This is a genomic window from Paraburkholderia sp. 31.1 (genome assembly GCF_014397645.1).
Classification (GTDB): domain Bacteria; phylum Pseudomonadota; class Gammaproteobacteria; order Burkholderiales; family Burkholderiaceae; genus Paraburkholderia; species Paraburkholderia tuberum.
In genome coordinates, this window is the sequence record NZ_VZQN01000005.1 from 45820 (window position 1) to 63487 (window position 17668).

A 17668-nucleotide genomic window follows, 5' to 3' on the forward strand; every position below is an offset into this window, starting at 1 on the left:
TTATCTGAAGGGTTGAAGTCTGAAGAAGGGGATGCCGTGTAGCTCAAGCTGCACTCAGTTGACACTGAGCGAGCGGCAGAATTCGACGATCCGCTGCGCGCCCGCCGTGCATTCGTCGACGTCGGCGACGAGCGCGAGGCGCACGAAATTGCGGCCGGGGTTCACGCCGTGCGCGGTGCGCGCGAGGAACGAGCCCGGCAGAACCGTCACATTATAGTCGGCGTGGAGGCGCTGGGCGAACTCGGTGTCCGTGAGGCCGGTGCGCTCGACGTTGGCCCACAGGTAGAACGCGGCGTCGGGCAGGCGCACGTCGAGCACGTCGGCGAGCATCGGCGTGACGGTCGCGAACTTCCGCAGGTACCTGGCGCGGTTCTCGCGCACGTGCGTTTCGTCGCTCCAGGCGACCACGCTCGCGCTCTGGAACACGGTCGAGAGCGCCGTGCCGTGGTACGTGCGGTACAGCAGGAATGCCTTGAGAATCGCGGCGTCGCCGGCGACGAAGCCCGAGCGCATGCCCGGCACGTTCGAGCGCTTCGACAGGCTCGACAGCATCACGAGGCGCTCGAAACCGCGTCCGAGCTTGTGCGCGGCTTCGAGGCCGCCGAGCGGCGGCTTCGACTCGTCGAAATAGATTTCCGAGTAGCACTCGTCCGACGCGATCACGAAGCCGTAGCGGTCCGACAGCGCGAACAGCTCGCGCCAGTCGTCGAGCGTGAGCACGGCGCCGGTCGGGTTGCCCGGCGAGCAGACGTACAGCAGTTGCGTGCGGGCCCACACGTCGGCGGGCACCGCCGAGTAGTCGCACGCGAAGTTGCGCGCCGGGTCGCTGTTGACGAAGTACGGCTGCGCGCCGCCGAGCAGCGCCGCGCCTTCGTAGATTTGGTAGAACGGGTTCGGACAGAGTACGATCGCAGGCTCGCCGTCAGCATCGCGGCGCGGATTGAGCACCGTCTGCGCGAGCGCGAACAGCGCCTCGCGCGAGCCCGCCACCGGCAGCACCTCGGTCAGCGGATCGAGCGGCGGCAGGTCGTAGCGTTGCGCGATCCATTTCGCGATCGACTCGCGCAGCGGCGCCGAGCCGAGCGTGGCCGGGTACGCGGCGAGGCCGCCGAGCGAATCGATGACGGCGTCGCGGATCAGCGGCGGGGTTGGATGTTTCGGCTCGCCGATGCCGAAGCTGATGTGCGCAAGGCCGGCCGGCGGCGTGACGTCCTTGAAAAGCAGGCGCAGCTTTTCGAACGGATAGGGCTGAAGGGAGTCGAGTAGCGGATTCACGGACGAAATGGCCTGATCGGGATGGACGCGGACGAATGGCGGGACAACCGGGCACGCGCGCCGGCGGGCGGCGGCGAACGGACGATTATAGCGTGGCGCGCCCGCGGACCAGGCGGGAGCCGGGCGCGCGGCGCGGGAGCAATCCGCGAGGCGGCACACCGGGGCGCCGCGGCGGGAACGGCCCGAAATCCGCCACGGTTCGCGTAAAAGAATACGCAGGAGCAGCAATGTACGCAGCAGTTCAGGAGACGGCCGGCTGGACCCTCATACGACCCGCCCACGACGCCCGTCGGAGTCCCGCCCCATGACCAACTGGCTTCGCAACGGCTGGCCGACGCTCGCGATCATGCTGGGCGCGTCGGTCTGGGGGATGGTCTGGTATCCGCTGCGGATGCTGGCCGCGCTCGGGGTGACCGGCACCGCCGCGAGCGCGCTCACGAGCGGCACCGGCTGCCTGTTCGTGCTGCTCGTGCGGAATGGCGCGCTGAAGACCGTGCGGTGGCACTGGCTGCTGCCGGCGCTCGCGCTCGCCGCGGGCGTCACGAATCTCGGCTTCGTGTGGGGCGCGATCCACGGTCAGGTGATGCGCGTGCTGCTGCTGTTCTATCTGACGCCCGCGTGGACCGCGCTGTTCGCGCATTTCATCCTGCACGAGCGGCTCACGTGGTCGGGCGCGGCGCTGGCCGCGCTGTCGCTCGCGGGCGCGATGACGATGCTATGGTCGCCGCGTCTCGGCATTCCGGTACCGGGCAATCCCGCCGAATGGGCCGGGCTCGCCGGCGGCATGGGCTTCGCGATGAGCAACGTGCTGATCCTGAAGACGAGCCGCGTGCTGCCGGACATGAAGCCCGAAATGCGCACCGCGGTGATCTTCGGCGGCGCGGCGCTGTTCGGCGCGCTCGCGTCGCTGTTCGAGCCGATGCCCGCGCCGCCCGTCGGCGCGCAGCTGGGCACGGCGGCGCTGCTGGTGCTCGGTCTCGGTCTGCTGCTCGCGTCGAACAACATGCTCGTGCAATACGGGCTCTCGCGCGTGCGGGCCAATCGCGCGTCGATCATCATGCTGTTCGAACTCGTCGTGACGGCGCTGTCGGCGTGGCTGTTCGCCGGCGAAGTACCGGGCCCGCGCGAATGGGCCGGCGGCGCGTGCATCGTGCTCGCGTCGGCCTTGTCGAGCTGGGTGCATCGGACGAAATTGGCGCCGCCCGATCCCGCCATCGGGGACACGGAGGGGCCCGGCGGCGACGATGGACGCGGTGGTCAATGCGGTAGCAAACGCGGCGACCAACGCGGTGACGAACACGGCCCTGACGGCGACAGTGACGACCGCCGAAAGGGCGGTAAGAATCGTCCACGCGCGATGGTATGATTCCCCCTCATTAGCCGGCGCATGCGTATCTGTGTGTGCCTCAGATATGCATGAGCGCATGCAGCCGGCAACCAAATTGCGAAGGCTCGCGAGGTTGCGCGGGGCCGTCCCGCTGCGGCGGTGAACGACTGGCGCAACCTCGCGAGCCACCTATCACTCTCTCTTTTCAAACAGCGAAATCGCCGTGCGGCTCACCTCGATCAAACTCGCTGGTTTCAAATCCTTCGTCGATCCCACGCATTTCCAGGTCCCAGGCCAGTTGGTTGGCGTGGTCGGTCCGAACGGGTGCGGCAAATCCAACATCATCGACGCCGTGCGCTGGGTGCTCGGCGAATCGCGCGCCTCTGAATTGCGCGGCGAGTCGATGCAGGACGTGATCTTCAACGGCTCGACCGCCCGCAAGCCCGGCAGCCGCGCGAGCGTCGAACTCGTGTTCGACAACGCGGACGGCCGCGCCGCCGGCCAGTGGGGCCAGTATGCGGAGATCGCCGTGAAGCGCGTGCTGACGCGCGACGGCACGTCGAGCTACTACATCAACAATCTGCCGGCGCGGCGCCGCGACATCCAGGACATCTTCCTCGGCACCGGCCTCGGGCCGCGTGCGTACGCGATCATCGGGCAGGGCATGATCGCGCGGCTGATCGAGGCGAAGCCCGAAGAGCTGCGCGTGTTCCTCGAAGAAGCCGCCGGCGTGTCGAAGTACAAGGAGCGCCGCCGCGAGACCGAGAACCGTCTGCACGACACGCGCGAGAACCTGACGCGCGTCGAGGACATCGTCCGCGAGCTCGGCACGAATCTCGAGAAGCTCGAGGGGCAGGCGGTCGTCGCGACCCGTTATCGCGAGCTGCAAAGCGACGGCGAGGAAAAGCAGCGTCTGCTGTGGTTGCTGCGCAAGAACGAGGCAGCCGGCGAGCAGCAGCGCCAGCAACGCGCGATCGAGCAGGCGCAGATCGACCTCGAGGCGCAAACCGCGAAGCTGCGCGAAGTCGAGGCGGAACTCGAAACGCTGCGCGTCGCGCACTATTCGGCGAGCGACGCGATGCAAGGCGCGCAGGGCGCGCTGTACGAGGCGAACGCGGAAGTGAGCCGGCTGGAAGCCGAGATCCGCTTCATCGTCGAATCGCGCAACCGCGTGCAGGCGCAGATCGCCGCGCTGACCGCGCAGCGCGAGCAGTGGCAATCGCAGGCCGACAAGGCGCAGGACGATATCGCCGACGCTGAAGAGCAACTGGCCGTCGCTGAAGAAAAAGCCGTGCTCGCCGAACAGGACGCCGCCGCGAAGCACGATGCGCTGCCCGCCCTCGAAGCGCGCTGGCGCGACGCTCAGGCGGAACTGAACACCGAGCGCGGCGGCATCGCGCAGACCGAGCAGGCGCTGAAGCTCGAAGCCGCGCATCAGCGCAATGCCGATCAGCAGTTGCAGCAGCTGCAGCAGCGCCATGAGCGGCTGAAATCGGAAGAGGGTGGCCTCGACGCGCCCGACGAGGCGCAGCTCGAAGAATTGCGCGTGCAGCTCGCCGAGCACGAGGAAATCCTTCGCGACGCGCAGGGCCGCCTCGCCGACGCGCAGGAAACACTGCCGCGGCTCGACGGTGAACGCCGCGCCGCGCAGGAGCGCGTGCAGGCCGAAAGCGCGCAGATCCATCAGCTCGACGCGCGCCTCGCCGCGCTCAGGCAGTTGCAGGAAAACGTGCAGACCGAAGGCAAGATCCAGCCGTGGCTCGACAAGCACGAGCTGGGCAGCCTGCCGCGTTTGTGGAAGAAACTGCATGTCGAGGCCGGTTGGGAAACCGCGCTCGAAGCGGTGCTGCGCGAGCGCCTCGCCGCGCTCGAAGTGTCGAATCTCGACTGGGTCAAGGCGTTCGCAACCGACGCGCCACCGGCCAAGCTCGCGTTCTACGCGCCGCCCGCGGCTGGTCAGCCTGCCCCGGCGGCGGGCGCGCTGCGCTCGCTGCTGTCGCTCGTGCGCATCGAGGACGCGGGTATCCGCGCGGTGCTGACCGACTGGCTCGGCCTCGCCTTCGTCGCCGACGATCTGCAGCAGGCGCTTTCGATGCGCGCGCAGCTGCCCGAGGGCGGCGCGTTCGTCGTCAAGGCGGGGCACGTGGTCACGCGCGTCGGCGTACAGCTGTATGCGGCCGATTCCGAACAGGCCGGCATGCTCGCGCGTCAGCAGGAAATCGAAAACCTCGGCCGCCAGGTGCGCGCACAGGCATTGCTCGCCGACGAGGCGAAGGCCGCCGCGATCCGCGCCGAAGCCGCGCACACGCAAGCCGCGCAGGCGCTCGCCGAGCTGCGCCAGCAGGCCGAACGCGCGACGCAGCGGGTGCACGCGTTGCAGATGGACGTGCTGAGGCTCACCCAGGCACACGAACGCTACACGCAGCGCAGCACGCAGATTCGCGAGGAACTCGAAGAGATCGCCGCGCAGATCGACGAGCAGCGGGCGCTGCGCGCCGAGTCGGAAGCGAACTTCGAGCGTCACGACGGCGAGCTCGCCGAACTGCAGGCGCGCTTCGAAGATCACCAGCTCGCGTTCGAAGCGCTCGACGAAGAACTGACGACCGCCCGCGGCGAAGCACGCGAGCTCGACCGCGCCGCTACCGACGCGCGCTTCGCCGCGCGCAACATGGCGAACCGCATCGACGAATTGAAGCGCAGCATCCAGGTCGCGCACGAGCAGAGCGAGCGCGTCGCGGGTGCGCTCGAAGACGCGCGCGCCGAACTGGAAACGATCAACGAGCAGACCGCGCACACCGGGCTGCAGGACGCGCTCGACATCCGCGCCGTGAAAGAAGAGGCGCTGCGCGCCGCGCGCGTCGAGCTCGACGACCTGACCGCGAAGCTGCGCTCGGCCGACGAAACGCGCCTCACCGCCGAGCGCGCCCTGCAGCCGCTGCGCGACCGCATCAATGAATTGCAGTTGAAGGAGCAGGCCGCGCGCATCAGCGGCGAGCAGTTCGTCGAGCAGCTGGCCGCGGCCGGTGTCGATGAAGCCGAACTGCAAGCCAAGCTGACGGCGGACATGAAGCCGTCGTACCTGCAGGGCGAAGTCACGCGCATCAACAACGCGATCACCGCGCTCGGGCCGGTCAACATGGCCGCGCTCGACGAGCTGAAGGCCGCGACCGAGCGCAAAAGCTTCCTCGATTCGCAGTCGGCCGACCTGACGAGCGCGATCGAAACGCTCGAAGACGCAATCCGCAAGATCGACGCCGAAACGCGCACGCTGCTGCAAAGTACGTTCGACGAAGTGAACCGTCATTTCGGCGAGCTGTTCCCGCGTCTCTTTGGCGGCGGCCAGGCGAAGCTGATCATGACCGGCGACGAAATTCTCGACGCCGGCGTGCAGGTGATGGCGCAACCGCCGGGCAAGAAGAATTCGACGATTCACCTGCTGTCGGGCGGCGAGAAAGCGCTGACCGCGACCGCGCTCGTGTTCGCGATGTTCCAGCTGAATCCCGCGCCGTTCTGTCTGCTCGACGAAGTGGACGCACCGCTCGACGACGCCAACACCGAGCGTTTCGCGAATCTGGTACGGGCGATGTCCGACAAAACCCAGTTCCTGTTCATTTCGCACAACAAGATCGCGATGGAGATGGCGCAGCAGCTGATCGGCGTGACGATGCAGGAGCAGGGCGTCTCGCGGATCGTCGCGGTCGACATGGAAACGGCGGCGGGTTTCGCCCAGAATATCGTTTGAGTTAACGCCTTCGCGGGCATCCGCATCCAGCGCAGCGGCCTCGATGAGCGCCGCGCGGTACGTGGAGCGGACGACAGGCCCGCGCGGATAGAAGAATTGCTGATGGAGCATGCATGGACGAGTTGACACTCGGTTTGATCGGCGCGGGTGCCGTGGTGGTGGGGGGCGTGGTCGTGTACAACGCGTGGCAGGGCGCGAAGGTGCGCCGCAAGATGCCGCGGCCGATGCCGGCCGACACCGCCGAGAGCTTTGCGCGGGACGAGCATGAGGAGCAGAGCCCGTTCATCGAGCCGGCCCGGCCGACCACGCGGCGCGAGCCGAACGTGAGCGCCGAGGCGGCCGCGGACCCGACCGCGGCGCGCGTCGAGCCGACGTTCGGCGCGGGCGCCGCACCGCTCGATACACCGGCCGATATCCAGGCCGAGATGACGTCGCCGAACGGGTATCCAGCGGCGGACGCCGATACCGTGGGCGAAGGCGAACCTGCGGCGGCGCCGGGCGCGCACGCGAAGCGGCCCGCGGCCGAAGCGCCCGCGGCCCAGCCCGCGTCCGCCGGGCACGAGCGGGTCGAACCGATCCTGCCGGCCGCCACGACGATTTCGTCGGCGCCGCCCGCGATCGTCGATCGACGCATCGACTGTATCGTGCCGATCCGGCTGAACGGCCCCGTGGCCGGCGACAAGGTGCTTCCGCTCGCGCAGCGCTTGCGTCGGGCGGGCAGCAAGCCCGTGCACATCGAAGGCAAACCCGAAGGCGGCGGCTCGTGGGAGCTGCTGCAGAACGGCACGCGCTATGAAGAGCTGCGCGCGGCCGCGCAGCTCGCGAACCGTAGCGGCGCGCTGAACGAGCTCGAATTTTCCGAGTTCGTGACCGGCGTACAGCAGTTCGCCGATGCGCTCGACGCGGCGCCGGAATTCCCCGACATGCTCGAAACCGTCGCGATGGCGCGCGAGCTCGACGGCTTTGCCGCCCAGTGCGACGCGCAGTTGTCGATCAACGTGCTGTCGGACGGCGCGCCGTGGTCGGCCAACTACGTGCAGGCGGTCGCATCGCAGGACGGTCTGCTGCTGTCGCGCGACGGCACGCGCTTCGTCAAGCTCGACTCGCGGCAAAGCCCGGTGTTTATGCTGCAATTCGGCGACACCAACTTCCTGCGCGACGACCTCACGTACAAAGGCGGCGAGATGATCACGCTGGTGCTCGACGTGCCGGTCGCCGACGAAGACATCCTGCCGTTCCGGCTGATGTGCGATTACGCGAAGTCGCTGGCCGAGCGCATCGGCGGACGCGTGGTCGACGACGGTCGCCGGCCGCTGCCGGAAAGCGCGCTGCTCGCGATCGAAAAACAGTTGATGACGCTGTACGCGAAGCTCGAACAGGCGGGTATTCCGGCGGGTTCGCCGGCCACGCGGCGCCTGTTCAGCCAGTAAGCCTTTTGCAGCGTTCTACGCGTTTTGACGACGGCCGCACGATGTGCGGCCGTCGTCGTTTCCGGCTTGCGTCGCAGCGCGGCCCGCCCCGATTCAGCGATGTAAAGGGGCACGCTTCCTGCGATAATCCGATGTCCGACTTTCTTCTCGAGAAGCTTCCGACAGCATGGCCCGATCCTCCGTCCCTCCTTCCGCAACCAGCGCTCCGGCCGAGCGGGCCGTGTGGTTGCGCGCGGAACTCGAACGCGCGAACTACGCGTATTACGTGCTCGATCAACCGGACCTGCCGGACGCCGAGTACGACAAGCTGTTCAAGGAGCTGGAGCGCATCGAGGCCGAGCATCCCGATCTGATCGTGCCGGATTCGCCGACGCAGCGCGTCGGCGGCGAGGCCGCGAGCGGTTTCGAGCCGGTCGTGCACGATCTGCCGATGCTGTCGTTGAACAACGGTTTCGCCGACGAAGACATCGTCGCGTTCGACAAGCGCATCGGCGACGCGCTCGGCAACAACGCGAGCGAGCCGCCGGTTCCCGTCGACTACGCGGCCGAGCTGAAATTCGACGGCCTCGCGATCTCGCTGCGCTACGCCGACGGCGTGTTCGTGCAGGCCTCCACGCGCGGTGACGGCACAACTGGCGAGAACGTCACCGAAAACGTCCGCACGATCCGCTCGATTCCGTTGAAGCTGAAGGGTAAGCGCGTGCCGCGCGTGCTCGACGTGCGCGGCGAAGTGCTGATGTTCAAGCGCGATTTCGAGCGCCTGAACGAACGCCAGCGCAGCGCCGAACAACGCGAATTCGCGAACCCGCGCAACGCGGCGGCGGGCAGCTTGCGGCAGCTCGATTCGAAGATCACCGCGCAGCGGCCGCTGTCGTTTTTCGCGTATGGCATCGGCGTGCTCGAAGGCATCGAGATGCCGGCCACCCATAGCGAACTGCTCGACTGGTACAAGGAGATGGGCTTGCCGGTCAATGGCGAGCGCGCGGTCGTGCAGGGCGCCGAAGGCCTGCTCGGCTTCTTCCACGCGGTCGGCGAGAAGCGCGACAGGCTCCCCTACGACATCGACGGCGTGGTCTACAAGGTCAACCGGCGCGACGAGCAGGATGCGCTCGGTTTCGTGTCGCGCGCGCCGCGCTTCGCGCTCGCGCACAAATTCCCCGCGCAGGAAGCGCTGACGAAGCTCGTTGCGATCGACGTGCAGGTCGGCCGCACCGGCGCGATCACGCCGGTCGCGCGGCTGGAACCGGTGTTCGTCGGCGGCGCGACGGTCACGAACGCGACCTTGCACAACGAGGATGAAGTGCGCCGCAAGGACATCCGCATCGGCGACACGGTGATCGTGCGGCGCGCCGGCGACGTGATTCCGGAGGTGGTCAGCGCGCTGCTCGAGCGTCGTCCGGCCGACGCGCGCGAGTTCGTGATGCCGACGCAGTGCCCGGTGTGCGGTTCGGCGATCGAGCGGCTGCCCGACGAGGCGATCGCGCGCTGCACGGGCGGGCTCTTCTGTCCGGCGCAGCGCAAGCAGGCGTTGTGGCACTTCGCGCAGCGGCGCGCGCTCGATATCGACGGCCTCGGTGAGAAGATCATCGATCAACTGGTCGAACAGAGCCTCGTGCGCACGCCGGCCGATCTGTTCAATCTCGGCTTCACGACGCTCGCGGAACTCGACCGCTTCGCCGAAAAGTCCGCGCAGAACCTGCTCGACTCGCTCGACAAGGCCAGGCACACGTCGCTCGCGCGCTTTATCTACGCATTGGGGATTCGCCATGTCGGCGAATCGACCGCGAAGGATCTCGCGAAGCACTTCGGCTCGCTCGATCCGATCATGGATGCGTCGCTGGAGGAACTGCTCGAAGTCAACGACGTGGGGCCGGTCGTCGCCGAATCGATCCACCAGTTCTTCGCCGAGGACCACAACCGCACGGTGATCGAACAGCTGCGCGCGCCGGGCAAGGTCACGTGGCCCGAGGGGCCGCCAGCGCCGAAGGCGCCGCAGGGCGTGCTGGCCGGGCAGACGGTCGTGCTGACCGGTACGCTGCCAAACCTGTCGCGCGAGGACGCGAAGGATATGCTCGAGGCGGCCGGCGCGAAGGTGGCGGGGTCGGTATCGAAGAAAACCGGTTACGTGGTGGCGGGGGCCGACGCGGGCAGCAAACTTTCGAAGGCCGAGGAACTCGGCATCCCCGTACTCGACGAAGATGGTATGCGCAAGCTCCTGGAGGGGCACTGATGATTCACGACATTCTGAAGATGGGCGATCCGCGCCTGCTGCGAATCGCCGAGCCGGTCGATCACTTCGACACGCCCGAGCTGCACCGGCTCGTGGAAGACATGTTCGAGACCATGCACGCGGCGAACGGCGCGGGTCTCGCCGCGCCGCAGATCGGCGTCGATCTGCAGGTGGTGATCTTCGGCTTCGGTTCGAACGAGCGCTATCCGGACGCGCCGCCGGTGCCCGAAACGGTGCTGATCAACCCGACCGTCACGCCGGTCTCGCAGGACATGGAAGAAAGCTGGGAAGGTTGCCTGTCGGTGCCGGGGCTGCGCGGCGTGGTGAGCCGGTTTTCGATGATCCGTTATCACGGCTTCGACCAGTTCGGCAATCCGATCGACCGGGTCGCCGAGGGTTTTCACGCACGGGTTGTGCAGCACGAATGCGATCATCTGATCGGCAAGCTGTATCCGATGCGGATTACCGATTTCTCGAAGTTCGGCTTTACGGAGGTCCTGTTCCCGGATCTCGATACGAATAGCGACGACTGACACGGCTGCCGCCAACAAAAAACCCACGCCAAAGTGCGTGGGTTTTTTGTTGTGCCGATGCGCCCTCTCTCAGCAAGGAGGCACATTGGACGGACCTCAGAACGACTCGCCTTCCGACAGATAGCGCCACTGTCCCGGCGGCAGCGCGCCGAGCATCACCTGGCCCACGCGCACGCGCTTCAGGCCCACCACCTCGAGACCGACCAGTTCGCACATGCGGCGAATCTGACGCTTCTTGCCTTCGCGCAGCACGAAACGCAGCTGCTCGCCGTTCTGCCAGCTGACCTGCGCGGGCTTCAGCGCGACGTCGTCGAGCGACAGGCCGTGGCGCAGCAGCGCGAGTTTTTCGGCCGGGAAATGGCTTTCGACGTCGACCGTGTGATCGCCGTAGGCGACGCGCACCAGATACTCCTTGTCCACGTCCGAGTGACCGCCGATCAGTTGCTTCGCGACGCGGCCGTCCTGCGTCAGCACGAGCAGGCCCGTCGAATCGATGTCGAGACGCCCGGCCGGCGCGAGCTGGCGTAGATGCGACGCCGAGAAGGGGATCCCCGAACGGTCGCCTTCCCAGCGATTCTCCGGCGTGACGAGCGTGATGGCCGGCTGATAGCCGTCCTCCGCCTGGCCCGACACGAGCCCGACCGGCTTGTGAACGATCACGGTCACCTGGCTCGACTGAAAGGCTTCGGCGGCCGGGTCGATGTCGATGCGCTGATCCGGGAACACCTTCGTGCCGAGCGTATCGATGCGCTCGCCGTCGACCATGACCCAGCCTTTCTCGATCCATTCGTCGGCCTCGCGACGCGAGCACAGGCCGAGCTTGGACATCAGCTTCGACAGACGCAGCATGCCCGGCGCGTCTTCGCGATCGCGGCGGGGCGGGTGCGGGGTGTCGATGGTGGTGTCGACGGGGCGGGCGGTTGCTGATGCCGAGGCTCGCGGCTTGGCGGCGCGGGCTGGTCGGTCGTCGCCGAAGCGGCGGTTCGCGGCCGGCAACGTGTCGTCGAAGCCGCGCGCAGGGCGCTCGCGACGCTCGGTGCGTTCGCCGTAGCCGCCTTTCGCCGGCTTCGCGAAGCTGCGCTCGCCACGCTCGCTTTCGAAGCGGCGCGAGGTGCTGTCGCTGCGCGCGCCTCGATCGCCACTGCGACGCTCCTGCAGCTCACCGCGATCGCTACCGAAGCGCGGACGGTCGGCGGCCTCGCGCTCCCGGCGCACCGGACGATCGCCACGCGCGCCGCCTTCCGACGGCCTGCCTGTGCCTGGACGCGGACCGCTGAACGGACGGCGTTCGCCGGCGTCGCGACCCGGTGCGCGCTCACCAAAACTGCGCGGTGCGCGCTCGCCGCGCTCCGCATTGCCCTCGAAACGACGGGGTGCGCGTTCTGCACGCTCGCCGAATTCGCGCCGAGGAGCGCGTTCGCCACGCTCAGCGCTGCCTTCGAAACGACGCGGCGCGCGTTCAGTCCGTTCGCCGAATTCGCGTCGAGGAGCGCGTTCACCACGCTCAGCGTTGCCTTCGAGACGACGCGGCGCGCGTTCTGCACGCTCGCCGAATTCGCGTCGAGGAGCGCGTTCGCCACGCTCAGCGCTGCCTTCGAAACGACGCGGCGCGCGTTCAGTCCGTTCGCCGAATTCGCGTCGAGGAGCGCGTTCGCCACGTTCAGCGTTGCCTTCGAAACGACGCGGCGCGCGTTCAGTCCGTTCGCCGAAATCGCGCCGAGGCCCGCGTTCGCCACGCTCAGCGCTGCCTTCGAGACGACGCGGCGCGCGTTCAGTCCGTTCGCCGAATTCGCGCCGAGGCGCCCGTTCACCGCGCTCAGCGCTGCCTTCGAAACGACGCGGCGCGCGTTCAGTCCGTTCGCCGAATTCGCGCCGAGGCGCCCGTTCGCCACGCTCAGCGTTGCCCTCGAAACGACGCGGCGCGCGTTCTCCGCGCTCGCCTCGCTGAGCCGCACCTTCGAAGCGGCGCGGTGCGCCCGCGGCAGCCGCGCCCCGTTCGCGCACGCCCGACCCTTCGGCACGCGGCGCGCGTGCACCGGCGCCCGCCGGCTTCGCACCGACCGGCCGCTTCGCGCCACCACCCGTCGATGCCGCGCCTTCGCGCTTCGCGCCGGCCTCGGCCTCGAATGGCTTCGGCCGCGCTGGACGGGTCGGCTTACGCGCCGACGCGCTGCCGGGGCGGACAGGGGCGCGTTCGGACGCCGCCGGCCGCGGATGCTTCGCTGTTAATTTGATTCGCATGAAATCTCACATTGCGATCGCGCGCAGTAGTTCGGTCTCGACCTGAATTTGCAGGCGGTTGTCCGACAGGCTGTGTCCTTCGAGCAGAAACACGTCCTCGACGCGTTCGCCGAGCGTATTGATCCGCGCCGAGGCGACGCCGACCCGGTGCTCAGCCAGCACGCGCGCGATCGAATAAAGAAGGCCCGGCCGGTCGTTCGCCGACACGGACAGGATGTAGTATTGGCCGCGCTCATCGGCCCGCAGGTCGACGCGCGGCGTAATGGGGAAGGTGCGCGACAGCCGTGACAGCCGGCCCTTCGACGGTCCCGGCAGCAAGGTGCCGTGGCCCGCGAGGCGCGCGGTCAGCTCCTGCTCGACCAGATTGGCGATGTCGCGATAGTGCACGTCCTCTTCGGTGTGCGCGACGAGGAAGTTGTCGAGCGCGTAGCCGTGGCGCGTCGTGCTGACGCGCGCATCGAGCACCGACAGGCCGTTGCGGTCGAAATACGCGCAGATGCCCGCGAACAGATCGGGCTGGTCCTTCACGTAGACGAGCACCTGCAGCGCCTCGCCGATCGGCGACGGCCGCGCGCGTACGAGCGGCGTCGGCGTTTCGACGTGGCGGTACAGCACGCGCGTCTGCCACGCGATGTCCGCCGCGTCGTGGCGCAGGAAATAGCCGACGTCCAGCTTGTCCCACAGCGCCCGTTGCGCGCCTTCCGGCACGGTTTCGAGACGCAGCAGCGCGAGCGCCTCTTCCTGGCGCGACTTCAGCTCGGAATGCTCGTCCGGCTGGGCACCGCCAAGCACGGCGAGCGTGGTGCGGTAGAGGTCTTCGAGCAGCTTGCCTTTCCACGTGTTCCAGACCTTCGGGCTGGTGCCGCGGATGTCGGCGACGGTCAGCAGATAGAGCGCGGTCAGGCGGCGCTCGGTGCCGACCAGCTCGGCGAAGCGCTTGATCACTTCAGGGTCGCTCGTGTCCTGCTTCTGCGCGACCTGGCTCATCGTCAGATGCTGCTGCACGAGCCACACGACCAGCTCGCCATCCTCGCCTTCGATGCCGTGCTGGCGGCAGAAGCGCCGTGCGTCGGCCATGCCCAGCGTGGAATGATCGCCGCCGCGGCCCTTCGCGATGTCATGAAACAGCGCGGCCACGTACAGCACCCACGGCCGGTCGAAGTTGACGATCAACTGGCTGCAGAACGGGTATTCGTGCGCATGCTCGGCGACCGCGAAGCGGCGCAGATTGCGCAGCACCATCAGGATGTGCTGATCGACCGTGAACACGTGGTACAGGTCGTGCTGCATCTGCCCGACGATGCGCCGGAAATTCAGCAGATAACGCCCGAGCACGCTCGTCTGGTTCATCAACCGGAACGCATGCGTGATACCGGCCGGCTGCTTCAGGATTTCCATGAAGAGCCGGCGATTTTCCGGATCGCGCCGCCAGTGCTGGTCCATCACGTCGCGGGCGTTGTAGATCGCGCGCAGCGTGCGCGCCGACAGTCCCTTCACGCCGGGGGTGCGCTGGTATAGCAGGAACGCCTCGAGGATCGCATTCGGCTCGCACTGGAACACGTCGTCGGAGGCGATTTCGAGCATGCCCTGCTTTTCGACGAAGCGATCCGACAGCACGCGCGTGATGCCGCTCGTGCTCGGAAACAGCTGCGCCTCGATGTTCTGGATCAGGATCGTCGCGAGTTGCGTGACCGCTTTCGCGGCCCAGTAGTAGCGGCGCATCAGCTGCTCGCTCGCGCGCTTGGTCGCGGTCGGCTTGAGGCCGAAGCTTTCCGCGACCGGCGTCTGCAGGTCGAACACCAGGATGTCCTGGCGGCGCCCGGCGATCACGTGCAGCCGCGCACGCAGCGACTTCAGAAAGCCTTCGTTGTGGCGCAGCTCGCGCGCCTCGCGCTCGGTGATGAGTCCGCGTGCTTCGAGTTCGCGCCAGCTGCTGCCGAAGCCGGCCGCCTGTGTGATCCACAGGATCAGCTGCAGGTCGCGCAGCCCGCCCGGGCTTTCCTTGATGTTCGGCTCGAGCGCGTAGGGCGTGTCCTGAAACTTCGCGTGACGCTGGCGCATTTCGAGCACCTTCGCCTGGAAGAACGCCTTCGGGTCGAGCGCCGCACGGTAGCGCCGGGCGAAATCGTCGAACAGTGCGGTGCTGCCGGTGATGCGGCGCGCTTCCAGCAGCGAGGTACGCACCGTGACGTCGTTGGCCGCTTCCTCGATGCATTGCGACACGCTGCGCACGCTGCTGCCGAGTTCCAGCCCGAGATCCCACGCGAGACTGATGAAGCGCTCGATGCGCGCGTCCAGATGCTCGAGCCGCGCGTCGGGCAACAGCACCAGGATGTCGATGTCGGAGTGCGGCGCGAGTTCGCCGCGCCCATAGCCGCCAACCGCGACCAGCGCGAGGTCGTCGGGCAGCTCGCAGGTGTCCCAGGCGGCGCGCAGCGAATGGTCCGTGGCGCGCGCGAGGGCGGCCATCAACGCGTCGACGTTGGTGGCCGTTCGGAAGCGTTCCAGCAACTGGGCTTTGGCCACTTTGTAATCCGCCTTGAGCGACGAGGCATGGGAGGGGGCGACGGCTGGAACGCTACTCATTGGCAGGAAGGCGGTGTGGTCGGAATCGATCAGGCCGTGGCCGCGACCACGGGCGGACGCGCCGGCGTGCCGGCCGACACGGTCAGCACGTCGTGGCCGGTCTCGGTGACGAGCACCGTGTGCTCCCACTGCGCGGACAGGCTGCGGTCCTTGGTCTTGACGGTCCACTGGTCGGGCATCGTGCGGATGTCACGGCGGCCGGCGTTGATCATCGGCTCGATCGTGAAGATCATACCGGCCTGCAGTTCGAACCCGGTGCCGGGGCGACCGTAGTGCAGGATCTGCGGATCTTCGTGGAATACGGTGCCGATGCCGTGTCCGCAATATTCGCGCACCACGCTGTAGCCGAGGCCTTCGGCGTGCTTCTGGATCGCATAGCCGATGTCCCCGAGATGCGCGCCGGGTCGCACCTGGTCGATGCCGAGCCACATGCATTCGAAAGTGGCTTGCACGAGGCGCTTTGCCATGATCGACCCTTCGCCGACGATGAACATGCGGCTCGTGTCGCCGAAATAGCCGTCCTTGATCACGGTGATGTCGATGTTCAGCGCGTCGCCGGTTTTGAGCGCCTTGTCGCCCGGTATGCCGTGGCAGATCACGTCGTTGACGGAAATGCAGGTGGCTTTCGGGTAGGGCGGGTAGCCGGGTGGCTGGTAATTCAGCGGCGCGGGGACCGTGCCCTGGTCCTTCAGCATGTATTCGTGACACAGACGGTCGAGCTCGCCAGTGGTGACGCCGGCCTTGACGAACGGCGTGACGTAGTCGAGCACTTCGCTCGCGAGCCGGCAGGCGACGCGCATCTTCGCGATATCGTCTTCGTTTTTGATGGTGATAGCCATGGTTTCCTCGGAAGCCTTGCTGGATAAGGCTTGCTGGGTGTTGCGGTGGCCGGGCGGAGGGGCGTCTGCCGGGCACGGAATGCCGGTCGATCCTTAATGCCCCCCGCGCGTGGCGGAATCGAGCCATTTTACAGCAGTGGGGGCCGGGTCGTTGCGCTGGATCGGGCGGCAATGGGCGAAAAGCGCCAGAATCGGCAAATTGGCGGCCCAGAGGACGCCAGGCCGGGCTTCGGGCCCGGCGGCGCGGTCCCGTGCGTAGGACCATCGGCCGGTGGTCGGGCCGGTTGAGTCAGTCGGTTGTCGCGTGCTATAATCTTTGGCTAAGTCGATCCTAGTCCCGCTTTTATTCGCGAGTCCGCAAATTCGCGCAGGGCAGCTGGGCGGAGCGGCTTCTCGCGGCACTCCGGTTGTTGGGTGTCGTGAGTGAGAGAAAGTCGTGTCAGGCAACCAATTCGCAAGCCGGCGCACCCAGGGTGTCGTCGCGTTCCAGCCAAGGTAGAGGCGGGCGCGGCCGATACGGCGGCCGGTTTAAGACCCAACCCTCGTGGAGAATTTCATGGCAGTTACGATGCGTCAAATGCTGGAAGCAGGTGTCCACTTCGGTCACCAGACCCGCTTCTGGAACCCGAAGATGGCCCCCTTCATTTTCGGTCATCGCAACAAGATTCACATCATCAACCTCGAAAAGACGCTGCCGATGTACAACGACGCGCTGAAGTACGCGCGTCAGCTGGCATCGAACCGCGGCACGATCCTGTTCGTCGGTACGAAGCGTCAATCGCGTGACACGATCGCCCAGGAAGCGCAGCGCGCTGGTATGCCGTTCGTGAACGCGCGCTGGCTCGGCGGCATGCTGACCAACTTCAAGACGCTGAAGGTTTCGATCAAGCGCCTGAAGGACATGGAAGCGGCGCTGGAAGCCGGTGAAACCGAGCGCATGAGCAAGAAGGAAGCGCTTCTGTTCGAACGTGAAATGGCCAAGCTGCAGAAGTCGATCGGCGGCGTGAAGGACATGGGCGGCATTCCGGACGCGATCTTCGTGGTTGACGTCGGCTACCACAAGATTGCCGTGACCGAAGCAAACAAGCTCGGCATTCCGGTCATCGCCGTGGTCGATACGAACCACTCGCCGGAAGGTGTGGACTACGTGATCCCGGGTAACGACGACGCCAGCAAGGCCGTCGCCCTGTACGCGGCTGGCGTGGCCGATGCGATCCTCGAAGGCCGTGCCAACGCGGTCAACGAAGTGGTCCAGGCTGCGCGTGGCGGCGACGGCGACGAGTTCGTCGAGGTCAACCCGGAAGCGTAAGGCTGCCCAGTGTCCGGCATAAAAGGGGGCTTTCTACAGGCCCCCTTTTTTTAAGTCGCGACGTCTATGACAGTTGTTGTAACGGGCATCTGGCAGAGTGCTCGAGGCGACGCGAGGCGCGTCGCTCGCAAAAAATGCGCGAAAACGCTGAAACGA

At 67.0% G+C, this 17668-nt stretch carries 10 protein-coding genes; 6 read left to right on the forward strand and 4 right to left on the reverse strand.

Annotated features, from left to right (window positions below):
* Positions 1-54: 54 nt before the first annotated feature.
* Positions 55-1275, reverse strand: coding sequence for a succinyldiaminopimelate transaminase (dapC, locus tag F6X37_RS04535; RefSeq protein ID WP_187610467.1), 1221 nt, complete (start codon positions 1273-1275; stop codon positions 55-57).
* Between the two features lie 304 nt (positions 1276-1579).
* Between dapC and F6X37_RS04540 the strand changes: the two genes are divergently transcribed.
* The 5 genes from F6X37_RS04540 to def all read left to right on the forward strand — a co-directional run bounded on the left by F6X37_RS04540 (position 1580) and on the right by def (position 10537).
* Positions 1580-2641 (forward strand): DMT family transporter, encoded by a 1062-nt coding sequence (locus F6X37_RS04540; RefSeq protein WP_187610468.1) that lies wholly within the window; start codon positions 1580-1582, stop codon positions 2639-2641.
* Between the two features lie 184 nt (positions 2642-2825).
* Complete coding sequence (smc, locus tag F6X37_RS04545) at positions 2826-6344, forward strand: chromosome segregation protein SMC (protein WP_187610469.1); 3519 nt, start codon at positions 2826-2828, stop codon at positions 6342-6344.
* A gap of 113 nt (positions 6345-6457) precedes the next feature.
* Positions 6458-7774: a cell division protein ZipA C-terminal FtsZ-binding domain-containing protein gene (locus F6X37_RS04550; RefSeq protein ID WP_187610470.1), complete on the forward strand. Its 1317-nt coding sequence runs from the start codon at positions 6458-6460 to the stop codon at positions 7772-7774.
* Positions 7775-7940: 166 nt separating this feature from the next.
* Complete coding sequence (gene ligA / locus F6X37_RS04555) at positions 7941-10004, forward strand: NAD-dependent DNA ligase LigA (RefSeq protein WP_187610471.1); 2064 nt, start codon at positions 7941-7943, stop codon at positions 10002-10004.
* A complete protein-coding gene (gene def / locus F6X37_RS04560; RefSeq protein WP_090800596.1) occupies positions 10004-10537 on the forward strand; it encodes a peptide deformylase in 534 nt (177 codons plus the stop codon). The genes ligA and def overlap by 1 nt, the downstream gene beginning before the upstream one ends.
* Positions 10538-10633: 96 nt before the next feature.
* On the opposite strand, the gene F6X37_RS04565 is transcribed toward def, so the two are convergent.
* Genes F6X37_RS04565 through map form a run of 3 tightly spaced genes read right to left on the reverse strand, consistent with a single transcriptional unit; the run spans position 10634 to position 16203 of the window.
* Entirely contained in the window at positions 10634-12778 is a 2145-nt protein-coding gene (locus F6X37_RS04565; RefSeq protein WP_187610472.1) for a pseudouridine synthase, read from the reverse strand.
* 6 nt (positions 12779-12784) lie between these two features.
* Entirely contained in the window at positions 12785-15364 is a 2580-nt protein-coding gene (locus tag F6X37_RS04570; protein ID WP_187610473.1) for a [protein-PII] uridylyltransferase, read from the reverse strand.
* Positions 15365-15393: 29 nt separating this feature from the next.
* Positions 15394-16203, reverse strand: coding sequence for a type I methionyl aminopeptidase (gene map, locus F6X37_RS04575; protein ID WP_187610474.1), 810 nt, complete (start codon positions 16201-16203; stop codon positions 15394-15396).
* 556 nt (positions 16204-16759) lie between these two features.
* On the opposite strand from map, the gene rpsB reads away from it, so the two are divergent.
* Positions 16760-17512, forward strand: a complete 753-nt coding sequence (gene rpsB / locus F6X37_RS04580) for a 30S ribosomal protein S2 (RefSeq protein WP_013089705.1) — start codon at positions 16760-16762, stop codon at positions 17510-17512.
* Positions 17513-17668: the final 156 nt, after the last annotated feature.